The sequence below is a fragment of the Cupriavidus sp. MEYA8 genome (genome assembly GCF_059278825.1).
Genome location: NZ_CM181221.1, coordinates 365,186 through 391,207, shown reverse-complemented (window position 1 = coordinate 391,207; position 26,022 = coordinate 365,186). Strand labels below are relative to the sequence as shown.

Annotated in this window: 21 protein-coding genes and 1 pseudogene; 8 read left to right on the top strand and 14 right to left on the bottom strand. The window is 68.5% G+C overall.

The annotated features are described in order from the left end of the window. Window positions 1-153: 153 nt before the first annotated feature. On the top strand, window positions 154-402 hold the full coding sequence (locus AC5WJ1_RS01825) for a PA2433 domain-containing protein (protein ID WP_195430533.1): 249 nt from the start codon (window positions 154-156) through the stop codon (window positions 400-402). A gap of 101 nt (window positions 403-503) precedes the next feature. On the opposite strand, the gene AC5WJ1_RS01820 is transcribed toward AC5WJ1_RS01825, so the two are convergent. Beyond that, window positions 504-851 carry an RcnB family protein gene (locus AC5WJ1_RS01820; protein ID WP_133093663.1) on the bottom strand — a complete coding sequence of 116 codons (348 nt, stop codon included), beginning with the start codon at window positions 849-851 and terminating at the stop codon, window positions 504-506. Between the two features lie 385 nt (window positions 852-1,236). Here AC5WJ1_RS01820 and AC5WJ1_RS01815 point away from each other — a divergent pair, with 385 nt between their 5' ends. Further along, window positions 1,237-2,418 (top strand): GGDEF domain-containing protein, encoded by a 1,182-nt coding sequence (locus AC5WJ1_RS01815; RefSeq protein ID WP_494476342.1) that lies wholly within the window; start codon window positions 1,237-1,239, stop codon window positions 2,416-2,418. Window positions 2,419-2,512: 94 nt separating this feature from the next. On the opposite strand, the gene AC5WJ1_RS01810 is transcribed toward AC5WJ1_RS01815, so the two are convergent. The 4 genes from AC5WJ1_RS01810 to AC5WJ1_RS01795 all read right to left on the bottom strand — a co-directional run bounded on the left by AC5WJ1_RS01810 (window position 2,513) and on the right by AC5WJ1_RS01795 (window position 7,257). After that, complete coding sequence (locus AC5WJ1_RS01810) at window positions 2,513-3,994, bottom strand: ATP-binding protein (protein WP_434033201.1); 1,482 nt, start codon at window positions 3,992-3,994, stop codon at window positions 2,513-2,515. Window positions 3,995-4,187: 193 nt separating this feature from the next. Beyond that, window positions 4,188-4,832 carry a 3-isopropylmalate dehydratase small subunit gene (gene leuD / locus AC5WJ1_RS01805; protein ID WP_494476341.1) on the bottom strand — a complete coding sequence of 215 codons (645 nt, stop codon included), beginning with the start codon at window positions 4,830-4,832 and terminating at the stop codon, window positions 4,188-4,190. After that, window positions 4,825-6,243 (bottom strand): 3-isopropylmalate dehydratase large subunit, encoded by a 1,419-nt coding sequence (leuC, locus tag AC5WJ1_RS01800; RefSeq protein WP_494476340.1) that lies wholly within the window; start codon window positions 6,241-6,243, stop codon window positions 4,825-4,827. Before leuC ends, leuD begins: the two co-directional genes overlap by 8 nt. A 39-nt stretch (window positions 6,244-6,282) precedes the next feature. Beyond that, window positions 6,283-7,257, bottom strand: coding sequence for a tripartite tricarboxylate transporter substrate binding protein (locus AC5WJ1_RS01795; protein WP_133093658.1), 975 nt, complete (start codon window positions 7,255-7,257; stop codon window positions 6,283-6,285). Between the two features lie 102 nt (window positions 7,258-7,359). On the opposite strand from AC5WJ1_RS01795, the gene AC5WJ1_RS01790 reads away from it, so the two are divergent. Next, the gene (locus AC5WJ1_RS01790; protein ID WP_133093657.1) at window positions 7,360-8,286 is read left to right on the top strand and encodes a LysR family transcriptional regulator; all 927 of its coding nucleotides are present in this window, start codon (window positions 7,360-7,362) and stop codon (window positions 8,284-8,286) included. A gap of 44 nt (window positions 8,287-8,330) precedes the next feature. On the opposite strand, the gene kdpE is transcribed toward AC5WJ1_RS01790, so the two are convergent. Both kdpE and AC5WJ1_RS01780 read right to left on the bottom strand, forming a co-directional pair. Further along, complete coding sequence (gene kdpE, locus AC5WJ1_RS01785) at window positions 8,331-9,026, bottom strand: two-component system response regulator KdpE (RefSeq protein ID WP_133093656.1); 696 nt, start codon at window positions 9,024-9,026, stop codon at window positions 8,331-8,333. Next, window positions 9,027-11,948 carry a DUF4118 domain-containing protein gene (locus AC5WJ1_RS01780; protein ID WP_494476339.1) on the bottom strand — a complete coding sequence of 974 codons (2,922 nt, stop codon included), beginning with the start codon at window positions 11,946-11,948 and terminating at the stop codon, window positions 9,027-9,029. Between the two features lie 220 nt (window positions 11,949-12,168). On the opposite strand from AC5WJ1_RS01780, the pseudogene arsB reads away from it, so the two are divergent. Continuing rightward, window positions 12,169-13,029: pseudogene (arsB, locus tag AC5WJ1_RS01775) on the top strand (ACR3 family arsenite efflux transporter); the annotation flags it as partial. Between the two features lie 91 nt (window positions 13,030-13,120). Here the strand turns inward: arsB and AC5WJ1_RS01770 are convergent. Beyond that, a complete protein-coding gene (locus tag AC5WJ1_RS01770; protein ID WP_494476338.1) occupies window positions 13,121-13,666 on the bottom strand; it encodes a single-stranded DNA-binding protein in 546 nt (181 codons plus the stop codon). 292 nt (window positions 13,667-13,958) lie between these two features. Beyond that, on the bottom strand, window positions 13,959-15,209 hold the full coding sequence (locus AC5WJ1_RS01765) for an MFS transporter (protein ID WP_135704372.1): 1,251 nt from the start codon (window positions 15,207-15,209) through the stop codon (window positions 13,959-13,961). A gap of 409 nt (window positions 15,210-15,618) precedes the next feature. Between AC5WJ1_RS01765 and uvrA the strand changes: the two genes are divergently transcribed. Continuing rightward, window positions 15,619-18,483: an excinuclease ABC subunit UvrA gene (gene uvrA / locus AC5WJ1_RS01760; protein ID WP_494476337.1), complete on the top strand. Its 2,865-nt coding sequence runs from the start codon at window positions 15,619-15,621 to the stop codon at window positions 18,481-18,483. Window positions 18,484-18,510: 27 nt separating this feature from the next. Here uvrA and AC5WJ1_RS01755 read toward each other — a convergent pair whose 3' ends face one another. Further along, window positions 18,511-19,113 (bottom strand): histidine phosphatase family protein, encoded by a 603-nt coding sequence (locus tag AC5WJ1_RS01755; protein ID WP_133093651.1) that lies wholly within the window; start codon window positions 19,111-19,113, stop codon window positions 18,511-18,513. Window positions 19,114-19,227: 114 nt separating this feature from the next. On the opposite strand from AC5WJ1_RS01755, the gene AC5WJ1_RS01750 reads away from it, so the two are divergent. Continuing rightward, complete coding sequence (locus tag AC5WJ1_RS01750; RefSeq protein ID WP_133093650.1) at window positions 19,228-19,713, top strand: adenosine-specific kinase; 486 nt, start codon at window positions 19,228-19,230, stop codon at window positions 19,711-19,713. Window positions 19,714-19,722: 9 nt separating this feature from the next. On the opposite strand, the gene AC5WJ1_RS01745 is transcribed toward AC5WJ1_RS01750, so the two are convergent. The 3 genes from AC5WJ1_RS01745 to AC5WJ1_RS01735 form a co-directional block, all read right to left on the bottom strand. Continuing rightward, window positions 19,723-21,402, bottom strand: coding sequence for a Na/Pi cotransporter family protein (locus AC5WJ1_RS01745; RefSeq protein WP_135704369.1), 1,680 nt, complete (start codon window positions 21,400-21,402; stop codon window positions 19,723-19,725). 169 nt (window positions 21,403-21,571) lie between these two features. Then, window positions 21,572-22,180 (bottom strand): LysE family translocator, encoded by a 609-nt coding sequence (locus AC5WJ1_RS01740; RefSeq protein WP_494476336.1) that lies wholly within the window; start codon window positions 22,178-22,180, stop codon window positions 21,572-21,574. Between the two features lie 47 nt (window positions 22,181-22,227). Continuing rightward, window positions 22,228-22,800 (bottom strand): adenine phosphoribosyltransferase, encoded by a 573-nt coding sequence (locus AC5WJ1_RS01735; RefSeq protein WP_133093647.1) that lies wholly within the window; start codon window positions 22,798-22,800, stop codon window positions 22,228-22,230. A 161-nt stretch (window positions 22,801-22,961) separates the two neighbouring features. Between AC5WJ1_RS01735 and AC5WJ1_RS01730 the strand changes: the two genes are divergently transcribed. Further along, window positions 22,962-23,540 carry a DJ-1/PfpI family protein gene (locus AC5WJ1_RS01730; protein ID WP_135704368.1) on the top strand — a complete coding sequence of 193 codons (579 nt, stop codon included), beginning with the start codon at window positions 22,962-22,964 and terminating at the stop codon, window positions 23,538-23,540. Window positions 23,541-23,626: 86 nt separating this feature from the next. Further along, window positions 23,627-24,016 carry a ribbon-helix-helix domain-containing protein gene (locus AC5WJ1_RS01725; protein ID WP_494476335.1) on the top strand — a complete coding sequence of 130 codons (390 nt, stop codon included), beginning with the start codon at window positions 23,627-23,629 and terminating at the stop codon, window positions 24,014-24,016. A 19-nt stretch (window positions 24,017-24,035) separates the two neighbouring features. Here the strand turns inward: AC5WJ1_RS01725 and AC5WJ1_RS01720 are convergent, their stop codons facing one another. Beyond that, entirely contained in the window at window positions 24,036-26,015 is a 1,980-nt protein-coding gene (locus AC5WJ1_RS01720; RefSeq protein ID WP_133094198.1) for a monovalent cation:proton antiporter family protein, read from the bottom strand. Window positions 26,016-26,022: the final 7 nt, after the last annotated feature.

Genomic DNA, 26,022 nt, shown 5'->3' with positions numbered 1-26,022 from the left:
CGCCCTCCAACATAACATCGGAAGGCTCGCGGGAAAACAGCCGCGGAACGCCGCAAGATGTCATGCAGAACCCGGCAAGCCACAGGATTCGTGGCCATGCGGGCCATGCACTATGCTGGAAATCCCACAATCCCAATGCAAGCGGAGGCCGACATGCGTAAATCCATCCCGATCCTGGCGGCGCTGGTGCTGTGCGGCGCCAGCGGCCTGGCACTCGCCCACAACTGCCCCAACGAGATGAAGGCGATCGACGCCAAGCTCTCGACCAAGCCGGCGCTGTCGCCGGAAGATACCGCCAAGGTGGCCAAGCTGCGTGCCGACGGCGCGGCCTATCACAAGGCCGGCAAGCATGACGAAGCGATGAAGTCGCTGCTCGAGGCCAAGAAGATACTTGGCATCTGAAGCGGGGCGCCGCACTAGAAAAAAAAGAGCCGCCGGGCAATCCCGCGCGGCGGCTTTCTCATTGCTGCATGGCCCAGGGCGAGGGCCCTGGCCCAGTCCGGTCAGGAGCCCGACCCGACCTGCTGGATCACGCCATTGGGCGCCACCAGGTAATACTCGGCGCCGACCCCCACCCAGCGCGTGCCCTTGCGCGGCGCCGGCAGGTTGTATTGCTTGTAGTCGTCGATCACATATTGGCGGTCCCTGAACTCGGTCGGCAGGCGGTCGCCCTTCTTCCATTGCTGCACCTGCACATACGGCGAGCTTTGCGGAGCTGGCGGCGGCGCAGACGCCGCGGGTTCCGTCATCGGCCGGGTAGAAGTCTTGCCACCACCCTGCGCCATGGCAAACGGCGCCGCCAGCACGCTTGCCGCCAGCAACAGGGCCGGCATCGCTTTCTTGGTATTCATCGTGATCTCCTTGCGTACGGAAAACCGAACTGCCGGAGGATCCGGACAGCTTCTAACTGCCGGAGGATCCGGACAGCTTCTACCAGATTAGTCACAAAAGCGGGAAACCGTGGCAACCGTGGCCCGGCAGCCACGTCCGCGGTGTTCACAATTGTTTGCCCGGCCGCGGCGGGCGCCATGCGCCGCGGGCCATGGTGGTGGCTAGAATGAGGCCTGACGGAAACACTCAGCAGGCCGCGGCAAGCGCCGCGCCTGCCCGGGCGCCCATGCCCTCCATAATGTTCCCTGGCCATGCCCTTCGGCCGCGCGATGCCGCGACGCATGCGCACCCTCGCCGGAGCTTGCAACCACCCCTGCCAGAGAACGACAAGAACGGGGGACTCTCGTGTTGCAAGACGCTGGTCGATTCCTGGCACTGGTCAATCCCGCCATCGCCATCGCATTCTCGCTGTGCTTCGTGCTGGCCCGGCGCTATGAGCGCAGCCGGCACTACCTGCTGCTGCCGGCTGCCGCGTATTGCATGTACGCGATCGCCATCACCCTGCAGATCGTCTGGCCGCCGCACCCCGGCGGCGGGCAGGCCACGGTGACCGGCCTGCTGTACCTGGGCAGCGGCGTGCTGCTGCTGCGCGGCATGCTGGCGCGCGTCGGTGCGCGGCTCGATACCTGCGCGCAGGTGGCATTGCCGCTCGCGCTGCTCGGCGCGATCGCGTGGTTCGACCTGGTGCAGCCGCGGCTGGTGGCGCGCATCTACATCCTGAACGTCGGCATCGCCATGATCCTGCTGCTGGGCATGCCGGCACTGGCGCGGCTGCGCAGCGGGCGGCTGGCGGACCGCGTGCTGTTCTGGTTCTACCTGCTGTTCGCGCTGCACTTCCTGCCGCGCACCGTGCTGACCGTGGTGCCGGCCGCATCGCACGATCCGGTGGCCTTTATCCAATCTGCCTACTGGCTGTGGCTGCAGGCCACGCTGGCGCTGCTGCTGATGGCACTGGCCCTGGCGTTGCTGGCCGCGGCGGTGCAGGACATCATCGTCGGCCTGCGGCACGAGCGCGACACCGACCCGCTGACGCTGCTGCATACCCGCCGCGGCCTGGCCGCGCTCGCCATGCAGCAGATCCCGCCGACGCCGGGGCAGCCGCTCAGCCTGCTGGTGTGCGACCTCGACTTCTTCAAGTTCATCAACGACAACTACGGCCACAGCGCCGGCGACGCGGTGCTGGCGCAGTTCGGCCAGATCATTGCCGGCGGCATCCGCCGGCGCGATATCGCGGCGCGGCTGGGCGGCGAAGAGTTCGTCGTGCTGCTGCCCGATACCGCGCCCGACGCCGCGCTGCAACTGGCCGAGCGCCTGCGCCATACGCTCGAACACACGCCGATGACAGTGCTGCCCGGCGTGCACCGCGTGACCGCCAGCTTCGGCGTGGCGACGCTGCGGCCCGGCGAAGACCTGGATACGCTGCTGATGCGCGCCGACCACGTGCTCTACGCGGCCAAGAACCGCGGCCGCAACTGCGTCGCGTGGGAGCGGGACGAAGCCTTGCAGGCGCCCGGCGCCCTTGCGTGAGGCGGGGCTACAGGTAGATCACCGCCAGCGCGCGCAGGATCCCGCGCAGGATCCCGATGACGATGACCGGGAGGTCGTCCGCGATCCGGTCCGGTCATGACGACAAGCGTGAATGGCGGTAGCCGGGCAGGCAGGCATCCAGGATCAGGCCGAGTTCGCCGATGCGGTCCTGCGTCGCCTGCACTGCCCACGCGGCGCCGGCCTCCAGTTCGCGGCACAGCTCCGCCGCGTCGCGCGCGGCATCGATCTGCGCGAGCGCACCGCGCATGCGATGCGCGTGCGCCTGTACCGCGCCCAGGTCGCCGCTGGCGGCAGCGGCAAGCAAGGCATCGAAATCGGCCTGCACGCTCCGCGCCAGCAGCGCGGCATCGGCGTCGCCGCTAATGCGCGGCGACGCCTGAGCGCGCCCCGGCATCAGCTCTTGCAGGCACGCCGCCAGCTCCTGCAGCAACACCGGCTTGACGAGGCAGCGGTCCATGCCGGCGTCGTGGCAGCGACCGGCTTCGCCAGCGCCGGCGTTGGCGGTCAGCGCGACGATGCGCACCGGGTTGCCCGCCGCGCGCAGCCGGCGGCTGAGCGCGTAGCCATCCATGACCGGCATCTGCACATCGGTCAGCACGACGTCGAAGGCCCCTGCCGTGCACGCCGCCAGCCCCTGCGCGCCGTCGCTCGCCAGTTGCACCGCGCAGCCGAGCCGCTCCAGCTGGCCACGCAGCAATAGCCGGTTGTGCGGATGATCCTCCACGACCAGCACGCGCAGCCCGAGCTGCGGCAGCGCCGGCATCGCTGGCGCCGCATCGGCACCGGCGGCGGCGGGCGCCGGCCGTGAGGCGGTGACGGGCAGCTGCAGCGCAACGGTAAAGCGGCTGCCCTGGCCCGGCGAGCTGTCGGCGGTGATGTCGCCGCCCATCAGCCGGGCCAGTTTCCTGCAGACGGTCAGCCCGAGCCCGGCGCCGCCGGGTTCGGCCGCGCGCGTGGCATCGCCCTGCGTGAAGGGCTCGAACAGGTGCGGCAGCAGCGCGCCATCGATGCCGGGGCCGGTGTCGGCCACTTCCAGCATCAGCGTGACCTGGTCCGCGGAGGGCTGCGGTTCCTGCCACATGCGCAGCGTGACGCGCCCTTGCGCGGTGAACTTGATTGCATTGCGCAACAGGTTGGCCAGTACCTGCCGCACGCGCAGCGGATCGCCCAGCAGCCACGGCAGGCCCGGCTGCAGGTCGCAGTCCAGGGCCACGCCCTTGTGCATGGCCAGCGGCTCCTGTGCGCGCGCCACGGTTTCGGCCAGCGCCACCGGATCGAACGGCACCGCGTCCAGCCTGATCTGGCCGGCTTCGATGCGCGAGAAGTCGAGCAGGTCGTCGAGCATCTGCAGCAACACCCGCGACGACTCGGTAATGGTCGCCACCTGCTGGCGCTGCCCTGCGTCCAGCTCGCTCATCGACAGCAGTTCCAGCGTGCCGAGCATGCCGTACAGCGGCGTGCGGATCTCGTGGCTCATCGCGGCCAGCAGGCGCGCGCCGGCGGTCCGGGCCGCCTCGGCCGGCGCCGGGCCAGCGCTGTCGTCGTTCGTCGTCATGGCATTTGTCCGGGGCTGCATGCCTGCCCGAAGGTGGCGGAGATATGCCAAGCATAGCCACGCGCGGCCGCGGATGCATGGAATTCGCATCGAGCGCTGTCGATGTCGATGTCGAACTCCTCCAGCCTTTGCGGCAGGGCATCGACGGCTAAATGCAACTGCGCGCCAGCAAGGCGGCGCGGCAGCGGAAGGCTCAGGTCGTGCCCAGCCGGTCGCGGGTGCGCCGGGCCACATCCTTCATCCACGGGAACGCATCCCAGTAGCGGCGCGCAAACTGTTCGATCTCGTCGCGCTGCTTCAGCGACAGGCCGATCATGTCGAGCCCCTCCAGGAACATGCGGCGATGCCGCGCCGACAGCTCGAACGGGAAGTCGCCGACCGGCGTGCGCACCTGCATCGCTTTGACGTCGATGCGGATCTCATTGGCGCTGTCGGCATCGACCGCGTCCATCAGCCGCTCGATCACCTCGCGCGGCAGCATCACCAGCAGCAGCCGGTTGTTCATCGCATTCGAGTAGAAGATCTCGCCGAAGCTGGGCGCGATCACCGCACGGATGCCGAACTGCTGCAGGCCCCATACGGCATGCTCGCGGCTGGAGCCGCAGCCGAAGTTGGCGCCGCCGACCAGGATGCTGGTGCCGGCGTACTCGGGCCGGTTCAGCACGAATTCCGGGCGCCGCGCGCCGGTGGCGTCGAACCGGTGGTCATAGAGAATGCCATCGGCCAGGCCCGACTTGTCGATGCCGCGCAGGAACTGCTTGGGAATGATCTGGTCGGTGTCGAGGTTCTCGAAACGGATCGCGGCGGCTTTGCCGGCGAGGCAGGAAAGTTCAGGCATGGGACAGCTCCAGCTTGCGGATGTCGGTGATCGCGCCGGTAATGGCGGCCGCGGCCGCCATTACCGGGCTCATCAGGTGGGTGATGGCACCCCGCCCCTGCCGGCCTTCGAAATTGCGGTTGGTGGTGGAGGCGCAGCGCACGCCGTCGGCGAGCACATCGTCGTTCATGGCCAGGCACATCGAGCAGCCGGGCTGGCGCCATTCGAATCCCGCCGCGATGAGGATGTCGGCCAGCCCTTCGCGCTCGGCCTGTGCCTTCACCGCGCCCGATCCCGGCACGACCATCGCACGCACGCCCGCGGCGACGGTCTTGCCGCGCACCACGCTGGCGACCGCGCGCAGGTCTTCGATGCGGCCGTTGGTGCATGAGCCGATGAAGACGTGCTGGATCGGCGTGCCAGCCAGCGTCGCGCCCGGCTGCAGGTGCGTATAGGCCAGCGCGCGCTGGACCGAGCGCTGCTCCGCTTCGTCGATCTGGTCTTCCGGGAACGGGACCTGGCCCGACACCGGCAGCACCTGGTCGGGGCTGGTGCCCCAGGTCACGTGCGGCTCGACCTGGCTGGCGTCGAACATGTATTCCATGTCGAACCGCGCGCCGGCATCGCTGTGAAGCGTCTGCCAGTGCTCCAGCGCGGCCTCGCGCCGGGCGCCGTCGATGTCAGGGGCGCGGCGCAGCACGTAGTCGATGGCGGCCTCGTCCGGCGCGATCAGCGCGCCGCGCGCGGCGGCCTCGACCGTCATGTTGCACAGCGTGAAGCGGGCTTCGATGCTCAGCTCGCGGATGGCCGAGCCGCAGTATTCCACCACGTAGCCGCGCGCACCCTGTGCGCCGATCGCCCCGATGATGCGCAGGATCAGGTCCTTGGCGGTGGTCCCGACCGGCAGCTTGCCGTCCACGCGGATGCGCATGGTTTTTGCCATCCGGTAGACCAGCGTCTGCGTGGCCAGCACGTGCTCGACCTCGGACGTGCCGATGCCGAAGCCCAGCGCGCCGAGCGCACCGTAGGTGGTGGTGTGGCTGTCGCCGCAGATCACCACCATGCCCGGGCGGATCATGCCGTGCTCGGGCGCCACCACGTGCTCGATGCCCTGCAGCGCGTCGTTGGTGTCGAACAGCGGGATCGCGTGCCGCTCGCAGTTGGCGTGCAGGTTGGTGGCCTGCAGCGCCGACGCCGGATCGGCGATCACGCGGATCGCGCCGGGGTGCGTGGGGATGATATGGCTGACCACCGCCACGTTCTGCCCCGGCACCAGCACGCCACGCCCCTGCTCGTGCAGGCCGGCGAAGGCCTGCGGGCTGGTGTATTCGTTCATCAGGTGCAGGTCGCAATACAACAGCACGTTGTCGTCGTCGATCCTGGCGACGGTATGGGAGTCGACCAGCTTCTGGTACAGGGTGCGGGGTGTCATGGCACAAGCCTTGGTAACGGTTTGACGGTCATTCCGCGGTCATTCCGCGGTGATACCGCGCTGCTTGATCAGGTCGGCCCACACGGGCATTTCTTGCTCCAGCCGCTGCCGGGCGGCCGCGGGCGTGCCCGGCGTCGGCTCGAAGCCTTCCTTGAGCATCCGGTCGCGCGTGGCCGGCGTCGCGAGCGCGGCATTCAGCGCGGTGTTCAGCTTGTCGATGACCGGCTTGGGCGTGCCAGTGGGCGCGAACACCATGAACCAGGTCTCGAAGTTGTAGCCGGGCAAGCCGGCCTCCGCCGCGGTCGGCACGTTCGGCAGCTGGGCCGAGCGCTTCGAACCGGTCACGGCCAGCGCCTTGAGCTTGCCGCCCTGCACATGCTGCTGGGCCGCGGACACCACCGGAAAGCTCATGTCGACCTGGCCGGCAATGGTGTCGACCAGCGCCGGGCCGCCGCCGCGATACGGCACGTGCACGATCGACACGTTGGCCACCGACTTGAACAGCTCCGCCGACATATGGAAGGTGCTGCCATTGCCGGCCGAGCCGTAGGTCAGCTTGCCCGGCTGGGCCTTGGCCGCGGCGATCAGCTCCGGCAGCGTCTTGGCCGGGATGTTGTTGTTGACCACCAGCACGTGCTGCGAGCTGGCGACCATGCCGATCGGCGCGAGGTCCTTCAGCGTGTCATACGGCATGCGCGGGAACAGGCCGGGGTTGATGGCCAGCGACACCGTCTGCAGGCCGACGGTGTAGCCATCGGCGGGCGCCTTGGCGACCGCGTCGACGCCGATGTTGCCGCCGGCGCCGGCACGGTTCTCCACCACGATGGTGCCGCCGAGGCTCCTGGCCCAGGCATCGGCGACCAGGCGCGCGGCGATGTCGGCGCTGCCGCCGGGGGCATACGGCACGATCAGGCGGACCGGGCGCTGGGGGTAGGACTGGGCAGCGGCAGTGCCGGCGGTGGCGGCGAAAACCGCGGCACAGGCCAGCAAGGCGGTCAGGTGGACAAGTTTCACGGGCGTCTCCTGTGGGATGAATTGTTGTGGAAACGATCGTATCATTGCCCCGGAGAAACATAATTCAGACTCCGTTACTTCTTTAGTTCCTGCAATTCAGCAATGGATAACTTCTCCGATCTCGCCTTCTTCCAGTGCATCAACAAGCACGGCAGCCTCGCCGCCGCGGCGCAGGAACTGGGCGTGACGCCGCCCGCGGTCAGCAAGCGGCTGGCCGCGCTGGAAGCGCGGCTGGGCGTGCGGCTGCTGCACCGGACCACGCGGCGCATCGGCCTGACGCCGGAGGGCGAAAGCTACCTGGTCGAAGGGGCGCGCATCCTGGCGGAAATGGAGGCGCTGGAGCGCGCCATCGCCGGCAGCAGCAGCACGCCGCACGGCCTGCTGAAGATCGGGGCGACGCTGGGTTTCGGCCGCCGCCATATCGCGCCGGCGCTGTCGGCATTCGCGCGCGCGTTTCCCAGGATCGAGGTCCAGCTGCACCTGAGCGACCGGCCGCTCAACTTGGTGGAGCAGGGCCTGGACGCGCTGATCCATTTCGGCGAGCTGCCCGACGTGCGGCTCACCGCGCGGCTGCTAGCCAACAACCGGCGCCTGCTGTGCGCGGCGCCGTCCTACCTTCAGGCCGCCGGCGAGCCGGCGAATCCACGCGAGCTGGCACGGCACAACTGCATCTTTATCCGCGAGGCCGACGAGACCTTCGGCACCTGGCACCTGCGCAACGGCGCGCAGCAGGAGACGGTCAAGGTGCGCGGCACCATGAGCACCAACGACGGCGAATCGGCGCTGGCGTGGGCGCTCGACGGGCAAGGGCTGCTGGTGCGCTCCGAATGGGACGTGGCCGAGCACCTGCGCAGCGGCGCACTGCGCCGCGTGCTGCCGCAGTGGCAGCTGGCGCCGGCGGACATCTACCTGGTATTCCCGGCGCGCAACCACCGGCCCGACAAGGTGCGGGCGCTGGTGGATTTCATGCTGGAGCGGTTTGCCGGCCACCGCGCCCGCGGGCCGGGCGGCGCGGACAGCGCGTGGTAGCGTGGTAGCGCGCGGTGGCGGGATGACCGGCTGAGAGAACCGCCTTAGCCGGCAAACCGGTAGCCCAGCCCCACTTCGGTCAGCAGGTGGGCCGGCTGCGCCGGGTCCGCTTCGAGCTTGTGCCGAAGGTGCCCCATGTAGACGCGCAGGTACTGGCTGCTTTCCGATTGCGCGGGCCCCCATACCTCGCGCAGCAGCTCGCGGTGCGTCATGACCTTGCCGCGATGCGCGATCAGCACGGCCAGCAGCCGGTACTCGATCGGCGTCAGGTGCACCGCCTGCCCGGCGCGCGTGACCAGTCGGTTGGCAAGGTCGACCTGGACGTCGCCGAACGTGACCTGGCTGGAACCCTGCGCGCTGGCGCGGGCATGCCGGCGCAGCAGCACCCGCAGCCGCGCCACCAGCTCGGCCACGCCGAAGGGCTTGGTCAGGTAGTCGTCGGCCCCCGCATCCAGCGCGCCGACCTTGTCGGCTTCGCCGCTGCGCGCGGACAGCACCAGGATCGGCACGGCGGTCCAGGTGCGCACCTCGCCGATCAGCTTGAGCCCGTCGCCGTCCGGCAGGCCAAGGTCGAGGATGACCAGGTCGGGCTGCCGCGTGCCGGCCTCGATCAGGCCGCGCTTGAGCGACTCGGCCTCGTGCACCGTGCAGCCCTCGGCCTCCAGCGTCAGGCGCACGAAGCGGCGGATATGCGGTTCGTCCTCGACGAGCAGGATCGTGGGCGAAAAATCGAACGGCATCTATGCCTCTCCTTGCCTGGTTGGCGACGGCTCGGGCAGTTCGGCCGGCTCGGGCTCGATCGCCGGCGGGTTGCCGTGCGGCAATGCGATCGTGAAGCGCGCGCCGGTGCCATCGCCAGGGCGCGACTGACCCTGCCGCTGCGCCGGCTCCACCCAGATGTGGCCGCCATGCGCCTGCATGATGGCCTCGCATACGGCCAGGCCCAGCCCGACGCCGGCGGTCGCGGACTCGCGTTCGCCGCGCGTGAATTTCTCGAAGATCTGCCGCTCCCTGCCGCGGGGCACGCCCGGACCGTCGTCCTCGACCACTACCCGGACCTCGTCGCCCGCAGCCATGGCCGACAACCGGATTTCGGTGCCTGGCGGCGTGTACTTGGCGGCATTCTCCAGCAGGTTGCACAGCACGCGGTCGACCAGCACGGCGTCGCACTCCACCAGCGGCACCTGCGACAGGCTGGCCACGACAACGCGGTGGCGCGCCAGCGCCTCGCGCATCGCGGCCAAGCTCGCGCCCACCAGTTCCTCCACCGATTGCCATTCGCGCCGGATGTGGACGTCGCGGCTTTGCAACCTGGCCATGTCGAGCAGGTTGACCACCATGGTCCGCATGCGGCGCGCCTGCTCCAGCATCGCGGCGACAGTCTCCTCCAGCGGCGGGGCCAGCGGCGGCGTGCCGCGCTGCATGGTTTCTGCCATGCCGATCAGGCTGGTCAGCGGCGTGCGCAGGTCATGCGAGACCGCGGCCAGCAGCGAACTGCGCAGGCGTTCCGACTCCATCGACAACAGCGCCTGCTGTGCCACCTCGACGTAATGCAGCCGTTCTATCGCGATCGCGATCAGCGTGCAGAACACATCAGCCTGGCGTCGTAGCGCCGGCTGCGCGAACGCATGCGGCACCGCGGGCTCCACGGCGAGCACGCCGCGGGTGCGCATCGGCGCCTTCAGCGGCAGGTACAGCACGGTGCTGCCCGGCAGCGTGCCGGTGCCGGTGCCCGCGGGCTGGCCATGGTGGAAGACCCATTCGGCGAGCACGCGGTCGATCGAGTCGCTGTGTCCCGCGCTGTGGCCCGCGCTGTGGCCGGCGCTGTTTCCCATGCCGCGCGCCGGGCCGTCATCCGACACCGGTGGCAGCAGCCGCCCGTCCGCCGAGACCAGGAAGAAGGCCGAACTGGCATCGAAGGCGGCGCGCAGGAAGCGGCTGCCGATCGCGACGATCTGCTCGGACTGCAATGCCGCCGACAGCTCGCGCGCCAGCTCGTACAGCGTGCGCGCGTCCTCTTCGCGCTGCACCGCCAGCCGCGCCTGCTCGCGCAGCCCGGCGGTAAGCTGGCCGATCACCAGCCCGACCGACAGCAGCACCAGGAAGGTCAACAGGTACTGCACGTCGGAGACGGCGAACGACAGCCGTGGCGGCACGAAGAAGAAATCGAACGACGCCACCGCCAGCACCGACGCCAGCGCCGCCGGCCCGCGGCCGTGGCGCAGCGCCACGCCGACCACCGCCACCAGGAACAGCATGACGATGTTGACCACGTCGAACCATGGCAGCGCCAGCGCCGACAGCAGCGTCGCGCCCGCGCACCAGGCCACGGCCCAGGCGTAGTCCTTGCGCCTGGCGCCGTCAGGGCTTGCCGTGGTTTCCGTGTCGTCGGCGGCATGGCGCGGACGCAGATCCGCGCGCGTCATGTCGGCGGCCACGCGGATGATATCGATCTCGGGGCAGCCGCGCGCCAGCGCATCGGCAAAGCTGGCGCGGCGGCCGGGCAGCCAGCCCGGTCCGCTGAAGAACGGCGACAGTGCCAGCCCGAGCAGCGCACGCGCGCGCTCCACCAGCGAGCCGCCGCGGCGCCAGTCCGCCGGCGCGCGGCCGAGCACGACCTTGGTCAGGTTGTGGCGCCGCACGTAGCCCGCAATCGCCTGCACCATGTCGTTGCCGGCCAGCGTCTCGGTCCGTGCGCCAAGCTCCTCGGCAAGGCGCATCGCGGCCTGCAGGCGCAGCCTGGCGGTATCGGATAGCGGCGCCAGCCGGGGCGTCGCCACCGTGACCACGTGCCAGTCGCAATCGAGCTGCCCGGCGAGCCGGCGCGCGCTGCGCACCACCTGCTCGGCATCATCGCCGCTGCCGATGCAGGCGAGCACCGCCTCGCGCGTGCGCCAGACCGCCTGCACGGCTTCGGACTGGCGCCAGGCGCGCACATCGTCGTCGATGCGGTCCGCGGTGCGGCGCAGCGCCAGTTCGCGCAGCGCGATCAGGTTGCCCTTGCGGAAGAAGTTGCGCGCCGCGTGCCGCGCCTGCTCGGGCAGGTAGACCTTGCCCTCTTTCAGCCGGCGCAGCAGTTCGTCGGCCGGCAGGTCGACCAGCACGACCTCGTCGGCGCCGTCGAAGACCGTGTCGGGCACGGTCTCCCACACGCGGATGCCGGTGATGCCGCCGACGGCCTCGTTAAGGCTCTCCAGGTGCTGCACGTTGACCGTGGTCCACACATCGATGCCGGCCGCCTGCAGCTCCTGGATGTCCTGCCAGCGCTTCGGATGGCGGCTGCCCGGCGCATTGGAGTGCGCCAGTTCGTCGACCAGCACCAGCGCAGGATGGCGGGCCAGCGCCGCGTCAAGGTCGAATTCGCTGAGCACGCGCTCGCGGTATGGCACCGCCTTCATCGGCAGGCGCTCGATGCCGCCGACCAGCGCTTCGGTTTCCGCGCGGCCGTGGGTCTCGACCACGCCGCTGACGACGTCGACGCCCTGCGCCGCCGCCGCGCGCGCGGCGGTAAGCATGGCAAAGGTCTTGCCGACGCCCGCCGATGCGCCGAAGTAGACCCTAAGCTTGCCGCGCGCAGCCCGAGCCGTTTCGGCCTGCACCTGCCTGAGCAGGGCATCGGGATCGGGGCGTGTGCCGGCGGCGCGGAGTTCGGTATCAGGCATGGGAAAGTTCGCGCCCCATGCTAGCAGAACCGCCTGCCCGACGCGCCGCCACGGCGCATGGCTGGCGCTGCGCGGCAAAAGGGATCGATACGATCTGGAAGATCCCGGTCACGGCTGACATCCTTGAATGGGTCCGGGCAAGCCTACCGGCGTGTCCGTAAAAACCGGGTAGAAAGAAGGCGGACCGGCATAAAAATCCTATAAAAATCGCAGCGCGCACGTCCCGATGCTGATCCGGATCGACTTCGGCGCCATGGGACAGGTCGCCGGCCACTGGCGCGGCATCGGCGTCACGCTGTTCGTCAACTGGCTGGTCAAGCCGTTCTCGATGGCCTTGCTCGGATGGATCTTCGTGCGCCAGCTGTTTTCCGCATGGCTGCCGGCCGACCAGACCGACAGCTACGTGGCGGGACTTATCCTGCTGGCCGCGGCGCCGTGTACCGCGATGGTCTTCGTCTGGTCGCAGTTGTGCAAGGGCGATCCCTATTTCACGCTGTCGCAGGTGGCGGTGAACGACGCCATCATGGTGGTAGCCTTCGCGCCGATCGTCGGACTGCTGTTGGGACTGTCCTCGATCACCGTCCCGTGGGACACGCTCATCATGTCGGTGGCACTCTACATCGTCATTCCGGTGCTGTTCGCGCAGATCATCCGCAAGGCGCTGCTGGCCAGAGGTGAAGCGGCGTACCGCCGCGTGGTGGATGCGCTGGGCCCCGGCTCCATCACGGCGCTGCTTGCCACGCTTGTGCTGCTGTTCGGCTTCCAGGGCAACGCGATCGTCGAGCAACCCCTGATCATCCTGCTGCTTGCGGTACCGATCCTGATCCAGGTGCTGCTGAACTCCGGCCTGGCTTATCTGCTGAACCGCAAGCTCGGCGTTGCCCATTGCGTGGCGGGACCATCGGCGCTCATCGGGGCAAGCAATTTCTTCGAACTGGCCGTGGCCACGGCCATCAGCCTGTTCGGCTTTCAATCCGGCGCGGCACTGGCCACCGTGGTCGGCGTGCTGATCGAGGTGCCCGTCATGCTGTTCGTCGTGGGCGTGGTCAACCGTTCGCGGCGCTGGTACGAATCGCACTGAGTCTCCACTGGCGCACCATCAGTCAGCTACGGACATAAAAAAAACCCGCGCAGAGGCGGGGCTGATCTTTACAGATTTTGGTTAGACAAGGTCAGAACGGAATATCGTCGTCCATATCCTCGAAACCATTCGACGGTGCCTGCTGCGGGCGACGAGCGCCGCCACCACCTTGGCCGCCGCCCTGGCCGCCACGGCCGCCGCCGTAGCCACCGCCGCCGCCCTGCGATTCACGGCTGTAGCCGCCGCCACCACCGCCGCCGCCGCCGCCGTAGCCGCCTTCATCGGCACCGCCGCCGCCACCCTGGCGCGAGCCCAGCATCTGCATCTGGTCGGCAACGATTTCGGTCGAGTACTTGTCCTGGCCGGACTGGTCCTGCCACTTGCGGGTGCGGATGCGGCCTTCGATATAGACCGACGAGCCCTTGCGCAGGTACTGGCCAGCGATTTCGGCCAGCTTGCCGAACATCGAAACGCGGTGCCACTCGGTGGCTTCCTTCATCTCGCCGGACTGCTTGTCCTTGTAGCGATCGGTGGTCGCCAGGCGAAGGTTGGTGACCGCGTCGCCGCTGGGCATGTAGCGGGTTTCGGGGTCGGCGCCGAGATTGCCGACGAGAATGACTTTGTTGACCGAGGCCATGTGAATGTTCTCCAAAAGCCACGCGCTGTGTTGAAAAGCGTGGCAATACGATAAGGCGACAAGGGTGAAGCTGACTGCAAGTGTGATCCGATACTGCGCCGACGGCTAGCGTGGCCGGTTGCCGGGTTCGGCACTGCGCCGTCACTGCGGCGCCGCCAAGGCGCAGCGACATGCAGCAACTAAAGCAACGTAAACGAACATCGCGCCGCCCGGCCGGTGTCGGGTGGCGCGATCATGCTAGGCCATTTTCGGCCCGGAAAGCGTTACGGATTGATGCGATGCCAAGGCAACTTCATGCAGCCGGCGCAGGTGCGGCTTCCTGCCCGCGGGCCGGAGGTGCCTTCATGCTCCAGGCGATTATAAGCCAGAGCAGCAGCACGGCCGCGCAGCCGACGAACACCGCGCTGCGGCCCTCGTGCTTGAGCAGCCAGCCGCCGACGGCGCCGCCCAGGAACAGGCCCAGCGCCTGCGTGGTGTTGTACACGCCGAGCGCCGCGCCGCGCGCGGATGCGGCATAGCGCGACACCAGCGAGGGCTGCATAGCCTCCAGCACGTTGAACGCGACAAAGAACAGCAGCAGCACACCGACGATGGCCCACAGGCCGTGCACCGCTGCGAACAGCAGCTGCACCGCGGTCATCAGCGCCACCGCGCCCAGCAGCACCGGGCGCACGCGGCCGTAGCGCTCGGCCGCCATCATCGGACCCAGCATCAGCACGAACGACACCAGCACCACCGGCAGGTAGACCTTCCAGTGCTGGTCGAGCGGCATGCCGGCATCGGTCAGCATCGCCGGCACCACCATGAACATGGCCACCTGCGATGCATGGAGCGCCAGCACGCCGACGTTCAGCCGCGCCAGGTCGGCATTGAGCAGCACCTTGCGGAACGGCAGCCGCACCGGGTGCGGCGCGGGCGGCGTCGGGACCAGGAACAGCGTCACGCCGATGGCCACCAGCCCCAGCACCGACATCAGGCTGAAGATGCCCGGCATGCCGATGCTGTGCAGCAGCGGCGAGGCGATCACCAGCGACAGCGCAAAGGTCAGGCCGATGCTGCCGCCAACCATCGCCATCGCCTTGGTGCGATGGCGCTCGCGCGTGAGGTCGGCGATGCAGGCGGTGATGGCCGCCGAGATTGCGCCCATGCCCTGCAGCGCGCGCCCGGCGATGATGCCCGTCAGCGTATCGGAGAACGCCGCCACCAGGCCGCCCGCGATAAACAGCAGCAGCCCGGCCACCATCACCGGCTTGCGCCCGATGCGGTCGGACAGCCAGCCCAGCGGGATATGCAGGAAGGCCTGCATCAGGCCATAGATGCCCATGGCCAGGCCGACGCGCTGGGCGTCATGCCCGTCGGGCAGGTTGCGGGCGTATTCGGCAAATACAGGCAGGATCAGGAACAGCCCCAGCATGCGCAGCGCGAAGATGCTGGCCAGCGACACGCTGGCGCGCAGCTCGGTGCGCGTCATGCGTTCGCGGGCGGGGGCCTGGGACGCGCCGGCAGGGCTCGCGTCCGGGGAAGAAGACTGGATCGGCGGCATTGCGATCGTGAGGATCTCTGGAAAGCGGGTCGGCTGGCGGGGCCGGCCGGGTGGCCGTTTTGTGACGGCGTCGGCCGGTATGGCCTCTGGCCGGTGTCCGCCCGCCTTCCGGGTCGCCCTGGAAATGAGGCCGGCGACGGCTCCGCGCCGGGGTTCCCGGCATGCGCCCGTTCTGGACCGGCTACCCCGGAAACCGAAGTTGGGTATATTAACAGGTTTGCTCCTTCGCGCTTCCCGGGTCACCTGGCCTTGCCAGCGAGCCCCCGGGCGTGTGCCCGGATGCGCTTTCCGCCGTCGCCAGCGGCAGGAAGTGCGAGCCAGCGCACCTGGACACTGGGTTTTGCCTTTCCTTCAGACAGCCTCGGCCAGCCCGGCCCGGGCGGCCTGGCTGGCGACGACTTTTCGGCATATGGAAGAAATCAAGATCCGTGGGGCGCGTACCCACAACCTGAAGAACATCAATCTCGACCTGCCGCGCAACCGGCTGATCGTGATCACCGGCCTGTCGGGCTCGGGCAAGTCTTCGCTCGCCTTCGACACGCTCTATGCCGAGGGCCAGCGCCGCTACGTGGAGTCGCTCTCCGCCTACGCCCGCCAGTTCCTGCAGCTGATGGAAAAGCCGGACGTCGACCTGATCGAAGGCCTGTCGCCGGCGATCTCGATCGAGCAGAAGGCCACGAGCCACAACCCGCGCTCCACCGTCGGCACAGTCACCGAGATCCACGACTACCTGCGCCTGCTGTACGCGCGCGCCGGCACGCCCTACTGCCCAGACCACAACCTGCCGCTGCAGGCGCAGAGCGTGTCGCAGATGGTGGATGCGGCGCTGGCGCTGCCGGAAGACACCAAGCTGATGATCCTGGCGCCGGTGGTGGTCGACCGCAAGGGCGAGCACTCGGACCTGTTCGATAGCATGCAGGCGCAGGGCTTCGTGCGCTTCCGCATCCGCTCGGGCGGCGGCACCGCACATGAGGCCGAGGCCAGTGTCTATGAGGTCGACCAGCTGCCCAAGCTGAAGAAGACCGAGAAGCACAGCATCGACGTGGTGGTCGACCGCGTGAAGGTCCGCGCCGACATCAAGCAGCGCCTGGCCGAATCGTTCGAGACCGCGCTGCGCCTGGCCGACGGCCGCGCGCTGGCGCTGGAGATGGACAGCAACAAGGAGCACACCTTCAGCTCGCGCTTTGCCTGCCCGATCTGCTCGTACTCGCTGCAGGAGCTGGAGCCGCGGCTGTTCTCGTTCAACAACCCGATGGGCGCGTGCCCGAGCTGCGACGGGCTGGGCCAGATCACCTTCTTCGATCCCAGGCGCGTGGTGGCCTTCCCCAACCTGTCGCTGGCCTCGGGCGCGATCAAGGGCTGGGACCGGCGCAACCAGTTCTACTTCCAGATGCTGCAGAGCCTGGCGGCGTTCTACGACTTCGATACCGAGACAGCGTTCGAAGAGCTGCCGGAGAACGTGCAGCAAGTGGTGCTGCACGGCTCGGGCGAACAGGAGATCCCGTTCACCTACATCAACGAGCGCGGCCGCACCACGGTGCGCGAGCATGTGTTCGAAGGGATCATCCCCAACCTGGAGCGCCGCTACCGCGAGACCGATTCCGTCGCCGTGCGCGAGGAACTGGCCAAGTACCAGAACAACCAGCCCTGCCCCGCCTGCCACGGCACGCGGCTGCGCACCGAGGCGCGCCACGTCAAGCTGGGCGAGAACGAGCAGGCGCGCGCGATCTATGAGATCAACGGCTGGCCGCTGCGCGATGCGCTGACCTATTTCCTGACGCTGGACATGCATGGCGCCAAGCGCGAGATCGCCGACAAGATCGTCAAGGAGATCACCGCGCGGCTGAACTTCCTCAACAACGTGGGCCTGGACTACCTGTCGCTGGAGCGCAGCGCCGATACGCTATCGGGCGGCGAGGCCCAGCGCATCCGGCTGGCGTCGCAGATCGGCTCGGGGCTGACCGGCGTGATGTACGTGCTGGACGAGCCGTCGATCGGCCTGCACCAGCGCGACAACGACCGCCTGATCGGCACGCTCAAGCACCTGCGCGACATCGGCAACTCGGTGCTGGTGGTCGAGCATGACGAGGACATGATCCGCGCCTGCGACTACGTGGTCGATATCGGCCCGGGCGCGGGCGTGCACGGCGGCATGATCGTGGCCGAGGGCACGCCAGGGCAGATTGAGGCTTCGCCGGCATCGCTGACGGGGCAGTACCTGTCCGGACAGCGCCGCATCGAAGTGCCGAAGAAGCGTGCCGCTCCGGACGAAGAGCGGCTGCTGCGCATCGTCAACGCCAGCGGCAACAATCTGCGCAACGTCACCGCCGAAGTGCCGGTGGGCCTGCTCACCTGCATCACGGGTGTGTCCGGCTCGGGCAAGTCGACGCTGATCAACGACACGCTCTACCACGCGGTGGCGCGCCACCTGTATGGCTCGACGCCGGAGCCGGCGCAGCACGACCGCATCGAAGGGCTGGAGCATTTCGACAAGGTCATCAACGTCGACCAGAGCCCGATCGGCCGCACGCCGCGTTCCAACCCGGCCACCTACACCGGCCTGTTCACGCCGATCCGCGAGCTGTTCGCCGGCGTGCCCGCGGCCAAGGAGCGCGGCTACGATCCGGGCCGCTTCTCGTTCAACGTCAAGGGCGGACGCTGCGAGTCATGCCAGGGCGACGGCGTGCTCAAGGTCGAGATGCACTTCCTGCCCGACGTGTACGTGCCCTGCGACGTCTGCCACGGCAAGCGCTACAACCGCGAGACGCTGGAGGTGCTGTACAAGGGCAGGAACATCTCCGAGGTGCTGGACCTGACCGTCGAGCAGGCGCATGAGTTCTTCAGCGCGGTGCCGGTGGTGCGGCGCAAACTGCAGACGCTGCTGGACGTGGGCCTCGGTTATATCCGGCTGGGGCAGTCGGCGACCACACTGTCGGGCGGCGAGGCGCAGCGCGTCAAGCTGTCGCTGGAGCTGTCCAAGCGCGACACCGGGCGCACGCTCTATATCCTGGACGAGCCCACCACGGGCCTGCACTTCCACGATATCGAGCTGCTGCTCAAGGTCATCCACAAGCTGCGCGACCAGGGCAATACCGTGGTCATCATCGAGCACAACCTGGACGTCATCAAGACCGCCGACTGGCTGATCGACATGGGCCCGGAAGGTGGCGCCGGCGGCGGCCAGGTGATCGCGCGCGGCACGCCGGAGGCCGTGGCGAAGAGCAAGGCCAGCTTTACCGGCAAATACCTGGCGCCGCTGCTCGAGCGCGGCTGACCTGCCGGCCACCCGATAGGCCGCGGCTCAGTCGAGCCCGGCGGCCGGCAGCACGCGCGTGCGCCGCGCCGTGCCGCCCTGCGGCAACTCGATCGCCACGCCGCCACCGCTGTCGGCGCCGTGGCCGGTCAACGCGGTGATCACCACCTGGTGCGTGACCATCAGGTAGGGCCCGCCGTGCGGGTCGAGCCCGTCGATCAGGCGCGACAGCTGCGCGACCTGCGCGTCGCGGCGCTGCGCATCCGCCCCGAAGAACGAATTGAGCAGCGGCTGCACCTGTACCGGCCCCAGGCCGATCAGCCGCGCCGTGTCCTGGCAGCGGCACCAGGCGCTGCTCCAAACCTGCGTCGGCCTGAAGCCGGCCGCCTTCCAGCTCGTTCCCAGCCGCGCCGCCTGCTCGCGTCCGCGCGCGTCGAGGTTGCGCTGGGTGGCGCAATCGGCTAGCCGGAACCCGGGCGGGTCGCCCACGCCCGGCGCGCTGGCATGGCGCAGCACCACCAGGACATTGGGGCGCTGCAGCTCGCTCACCGCGATCTCGCGCTGTGATGCCGGAGCGACCTGCGCAGCGGCAAACGCCGGGACCATGGCGATTACGGCAAGCAAGGAAATCAAGCGGCCAAGGGCAGGCATCGGCTGCTCCGGTGGAGGGTCAACCCCTCCGGTATAGCAGGCGCCGGCTTGCTTTCACCACCTCGCGCCCTACCATGAACCGGACGGCGACATGCATCGCACAGGAGCCCTGCCATGGAACTGACGGTCGTACCGGTCACCAAGCCGGAAGCCACCAACTTCATCTTCGGCCAGTCGCATTTCATCAAGACCGTGGAAGACCTGCACGAGGCGCTGGTTGGCACGGTGCCCGGCATCCGCTTCGGGATCGCGTTCTGCGAGGCCTCGGGCAAGCGGCTGGTGCGCTGGTCGGGCACCGACGAGCACCTGATCGACATGGCCTGCGAGAACGCGCGCGCCATCGGCGCGGGGCACAGCTTCCTGATCTTCCTGGGGGACGGTTTTTTCCCGGTGAACGTGCTGGGCGCGGTGCGCGCGGTGCCGGAGGTTTGCCGGATCTACTGCGCGACCGCGAACCCGACGCAGGTGATCGTCGCGCAGACCGATGCCGGCCGCGGCGTGATGGGCGTGATCGACGGCGCCTCGCCGCTGGGGATCGAGACCGAGGCCGATGTGGCGGAGCGCAAGGCCCTGCTGCGCAAGTTCGGCTACAAGATGTAGCCGTGCCGCTCAGTGCTGCGCCGCCTGTACCCGCGTGACGGGCGGCACATCGTCTTCTTTCATCCGGCTGCGGTTCAGCACGCCCGCTTGCTCCAGCACCGGATAGGCCGTCGCGCAGAACAGCGAATTCAGCCGCTTCAGCTCGCTGATCACATCCAGATGCAGCGAACTGGTCTCGACGCTTTCCGCCGTCTGCACCGCCACGCGCTGCAGATGGGTGCGCGCGTACTTGCGCTCCAGCTCGCGGAAGTTGGCCTTCTCCGCCATCAGCGCCTGCGCGCTCTTCAGGTCGCCGTTGAGGAACACCGACAAACCCAGCCGCAGGTTGGCCACCAGGCGTGCATGCATCTCGGCGATTTCCTGCATGCCGGCCTCGGAGAACATCAGGTTGTGGGCGATCTTCTTGTCCTTGGTATCGAGCAGGATGCGCTCGATGATGTCGCCGGCATGCTCCAGGTTGATGGTCAGCGAGATGATCTCGGTCCAGCGCTGGCCGTCGCGCTCGTCCAGCGCTTCGAGGCTGATGCGGGTCAGGTAGAGCTTGATCGCGGTGTAGAGGTCGTCGACCTCGTTGTCGATGCGGCAGGTGGCGGTGGCCAGCTTGGCGTCGTTGGTGCGCATCACGCGCAGCATGTTGTCGAGCATCTGCTCGACGCGGTCGCCGATGCGCAGCACCTCGCGCGCGGCATTGGACAGCGCCAGCGTGGGCGTCGACAGCGCGGCCGGGTCGAGATGGCGCGGCGTGACCTGGCTGTCGCCGGTATTGCGCCCGGGCAGCACCTTCTCGCACAGGCGTGCCAGCGGCGCCGTGGCGCCGAGCAGCAGCACCGCCAGCGTGACATTGAACAGCAGATGGAAATTGACGATCAGCCGCTGCGGATCATGGTCGATCAACGCCAGCAGTTCTTCGGCCTGGCTTAGCAGCGGCAGCGCCACCAAGCACCCCAGCAGGCGCGACAGCAGGTTTCCCAGCGTCACGCGCTTGCCCGGCTGGTTGTTGCCCGAGGTGGTCAGCAGCGCCGAGATGCCCGAGCCCAGGTTGGCGCCCAGCACCAGCGCCAGCGCCACGTGGATCGACACCACGCCGGCCGAGGCCAGCGCGCCGCAGAACAGCACCACGGCCAGGCTGGAATAGCACAGGACGGTCAGGAAGGCGCCGACCAGCATGTCGAGCCCCGAGTCGCCGGTCAGCGAGGCGAACAGCACCTTGACCCCGGCGGCCTGCACCACAGGACGCGTGGCAATGGAGATCAGCTCCAGCGCCAGCGTGATCAGCCCCAGGCCGATCAGCACCCGCCCCACGTGGCCCGCCTTGCTGCCCTTCCAGCTCAGATGGCCGATCACGCCGACGAAGATCAGCAGCGGCGACAGCCATGACAGGTCGAGTGAAAACACCTGCACCATCAGCGCGGTGCCGACGTTGGCGCCCAGCATGATCGCCAGCGCCGGCGCCACGGCGATCAGGCCCTGGCCGACGAAGGAACTGACGATGACCGCGGTGGCGTTGCTGCTCTGGACCAGCCCGGTGACGCCGAGCCCGGCAAGGAAGGCGGTGAAGCGGTTGGAGACGCTGGTCGACAGCACGTGGCGCAGGTTGGCGCCGTAGACGCGCAGGATGCCGACCTTGACGATGTTGGTGCCCCATACAAGCAGGGCAACACCCGAGAGCAGATGAAGAAGTACGCCCATTGTGCGCCTCAGCGTGACCGGTGCCGGATTACTGCCGGAGGCGGCCCTGCCCGGTCATCGTGTAGTTGTCAATGGGGCATTATGCGCCCGTCACCGGGCAGCGGCAACGGCACAAGGCGAGGGGTGCGGGCAACCGGCAACACATGCCGCGGCACGTCCGCGGCCGCGCTCAGGGCAGCGCGACCTTGATTCCCAGCCCGACGAAGATCGCCCCCGCGGCGCGGTCGAGCCAGCGCCCCGTGGCCGGACGGCGCCGCAGCCATGCCCCCAGCCAGCCCGCGCACAGGCCGAACAGGGAGAACACCACCGCGGTCTGCAGCATGAAGACCACGCCCAGCAGCAGGAACTGCAGCCCGGGATGCGCGGCATCGGCGCGCACGAACTGCGGCAGGAACACCAGGAAGAACAGCGTCACCTTGGGGTTCATCATGTTGCCGAGCACGCTCTGGCGGAACACGCGGCCCAGCGGCACCGCGTCGACGCCGCCCTGCGCCAGCCCGCCCCTGGCGCGCAGCGCCTGGATGCCGATCCAGATCAGGTAGGCGGCGCCGGCATACTTGATCAGCTGGAACGCCAGCGGCGAAGAGCGCAACACCGCCGCCAGCCCGACCGCCGCGATCACGGTATGGAACAGGCAGCCGACCGAGAAGCCCAGCGCCGCCACCAGCCCCGCGCGCCGCCCCTGCGCCATGCCGCGCGCGAGCACCTGCAGGTTGTCGGGGCCGGGCGCGACGGTGACCGCGACCGAGGTCAGCAGAAACAGCAGCAGGTCTGGCATACGATCTCCGGTCTTTCCGTCAGTGAGGTCCTGTCAGTGAGCGAGTATCAGTGCCCGTCGAAGCGGCACACCGTGAACAGCGGCAGCCCGCCGCCCTGCAGCAGCTTCGAGCCGCCCAGTTCCGGCAGGTCGACAATGGCGGCACCCTCCACTACCGTGGCGCCCAGCCGCTCCAGCAGCTTGCGCCCCGCCATCATGGTGCCGCCGGTGGCGATCAGGTCGTCGACCAGCAGCACGCGGTCGCCGGCCTTGCAGGCATCGGCATGGATCTCGACGGTCGCGCTGCCGTACTCCAGCTCGTATTCCTCGGCCACCGTTTGGAACGGCAGCTTGCCCTTCTTGCGGATCGGCACGAAGCCCAGGTTCAGCTCGTAGGCGACGATCGCGCCCAGGATAAAGCCGCGCGCGTCGATGCCGGCGACGAGGTCCAGCTCGGCGTCCATGTAGCGGTGCACGAAGACATCGATCAGCACGCGCAGCGTCTTGGGGTCCTGCAACAGCGGCGTGATGTCGCGGAACATCACGCCCGGCATGGGCCAGTCCGGCACGGTCCGGATGCGGTCGCGCAGGTAGCCGGTGACGTCGCCGAGGTCGGGGGACTGGATGATGGAATCTGCCATAGGGTCTGGAAAAAAACAGGAGCACAGGAGCACGCCTGGCGCGCCGGTGAAAGATGCCCGCGCCGGCTGCGGTAACGGGCTACCACCCGCTCCGCCGGGCCGGCCAGCACAATGGCCCTGCCGGCTGCCGCCGGACACCCGTAACCATACAGGAGACCGCGATGGCGAAGAAGATACTGATGCTGGTCGGCGACTACGCCGAAGACTACGAGACCATGGTGCCGTTCCAGGCACTGCAGATGGTCGGCCATACCGTCCACGCCGTCTGTCCCGACAAGAAGGCAGGCGCCGCCTGCGCCACGGCGATCCACGACTTCGAGGGCGACCAGACCTACACCGAAAAGCGCGGCCACAATTTCACGCTGAATGCCAGCTTCGCCGAGATCGACCCGGCCGCGTACGACGCGCTGGTGATCCCCGGCGGCCGCGCCCCCGAATACCTGCGCCTGAACGCCCACGTGCTGGAGATCGTGCGCCACTTCGCCCAGGCGGACAAGCCGATCGCCGCGGTCTGCCACGGCGCCCAGCTGCTGGCCGCCGCCGGCGTGCTGGAAGGCAAGGGCTGCTCGGCCTACCCGGCGTGCGCGCCGGAAGTGAAGCTGGCCGGCGGCACCTATGTCGATATCCCGGTCGACCAGGCGCATACCGACGGCAAGCTGGTCACCGCGCCGGCCTGGCCCGCGCACCCGGCGTGGCTGGCGCAGTTCCTTGCGGTGCTGGGCACGCGGATCGTACATTAGAGCCTTCCGCCACGCGGCGCCGCGCCATCGCGGTGCGGCGCCGCATGCACCCGCGCGCCGCTTGCGGCGCAGCACGGAGAGCTTCGATGTGTGAGATCTTTATCCGCGCCAATCCGGCCTCGTACCAGACCCAGGCCCGGTCGCTGCGGCTGCATGGCGTGGCCACCAGCATCCGCCTGGAGAGCCTGTTCTGGGAAGTGCTGGAAGAACTGGCCACGCGCGACGGCATGACCGTCAACCAGCTGATTACACGCCTGCATGACGAGCTGACCGCCCACCGCGGTAGCGAGGCGGTAGCGGGCAACTTCTCTTCTTTCCTGCGGGTGTGCTGCCTGCGCTACCTGAAGCTGCAGGGCGAAGGTCGGATTCCGGCGGACCAGTCGGTGCCGATCCGCACGCTGGACGCGCGCGCGGTACTGAACGACCTGCCGGAGTCCTGGGTGGAAGCGCGCCCACGGCAGGCGTTCTCCCACTGATGCGCGCCCCGCGCGGCGACTAGCCGTTCAGGATCCGCATCTCGGCGGCTTCCAATGCTTCCGGCTGGCCGCGCAGCACGACGATATCGCCCGGTTCCAGCACGGTCTCGGGCTCCGGGTCGAAGGCGCGGATGCCGCGCCGGCGCACCGCCGTTACCTCCACGCCGATCCGCTCCAGCCCGAGCATGCCCAAGCGCCGCCCGACCGCGGTGGACTGCGGCCCCAGCGACACGGAATGCAGCCGCACCGAATCGCGCTCGACCATGTCTTCTTCGTCGTCACGGCCGTGGAAGTAGCCGCGCAGCAGGCTGTAGCGCGCGTCGCGCGCCTCCTGCACGCCGCGCAGCACATGCCGCATCGGCACGCCCAGCAGCACCAGCGCGTGCGAGGCCAGCATCAGGCTGCCCTCGATGATCTCGGGCACCACCTCGGTGGCGCCGGCCTTTTGCAGGACATCCAGCTCCGAATCGTCGACGGTGCGCACGATCACCGGCAGCGCCGGCTCCAGCTCCTGCACGTGGTGCAGCACCTTGAGCGCCGACGGCGTGTTGGCGTAGGTGACGATCAGTGCCGCAGCGCGGTGGATGCCGGCGGCGATCAGCGCCTCGCGCCGGCCGGCGTCGCCGTAGACCACGGTGTCGCCGGCGGCGGCGGCTTCGCGCACGCGGTCGGGGTCCAGGTCGAGCGCGACATAAGTGATGCCCTCGCGCTCCAGCATGTGCGCCAGGTTCTGCCCGCTGCGGCCGAAGCCACAGATGATGGCGTGCTTTTCCGTCTGCAGGCTCTGCGCGGCGATGCGGGTCATGTTCAGCGACTGCATCAGCCATTCGTTGGCGGCAAAGCGCAGCACGATGGCGTCGCTGTACTGGATCAGGAACGGCGCGGCCAGCATCGACAGCAGCATCGAGGCCAGGATCACCTGGATCAGCACCGGGTCGACCAGGTTCAGGCCGTCGATCTGGTTCAGCAGCACGAAACCGAATTCGCCGGCCTGCGCCAGTCCCAGCCCGGTACGGATCGCCACCCCCTGGCGCGAGCCGAACACCCGCGCCAGCACCGCGATCAGCACCAGCTTGAACAGGATCGGTACCAGCAGCAGCGCCAGTACCAGCCACAAGTGGTCCAGCACCACGCGGATATTGAGCAGCATGCCGATGGTGACGAAGAACAGCCCCAGCAGCACGTCGCGGAACGGCTTGATGTCTTCTTCCACCTGGTGCCGGTACGGCGTCTCGGAGATCAGCATGCCGGCCATGAACGCGCCCAGCGCCATCGACAGCCCCAGCCGCTCGGTCAGCGCCGCCATGCCCAGCGTCACCAGCAGCAGGTTCAGCATGAACAGTTCCTGCGACCGGCGCGCCGCCACGATATGGAACCAGCGGCTCATCAGGCGCTGGCCGAGGAAGAAGATCGCGCCCAGCGCCACCACGATCTTGACCGTGGCCAGCCCCAGAGCCATCACCAGGTCGCCGGGATCGCGCGACAGCGCCGGGATCACGATCAGCAGCGGCACCACCGCCAGGTCCTGGAACAGCAGGATGCTGATGATGTTGCGGCCGTGCTCGCTCTCCAGCTCCATGCGCTCGGACAGCATCTTGGAGACGATCGCCGTGGACGACATTGCCAGCGCCCCGCCCAGCGCCACCGAGGCCTGCCACGACAGCGGGAACAGCCAGTTGAAGGCCCAGCTGGCGGGCACCACCGCCAGCATCGACAGCACCACCTGCGAGCCGCCCAGCCCGAACACCAGGCGCTTCATCGACCGCAGCTTGCTCAGGCTGAACTCCAGCCCGATCGAGAACATCAGGAACACCACGCCGAACTCGGCCAGGTACTTGGTCTGCGCGGTATCGCTGGCCAGCCCCAGCGCATGCGGGCCGATCAGGATGCCGACGGCCAGGTAGCCGAGCATCGGCGGCAGCTGCAGCATGCGGAAAGCGACCACGCCGAAGACGGCAGCGGCCAGCAGCACCAGGGTCAGTTCCAGCGGTGAGTGCATCAGGATG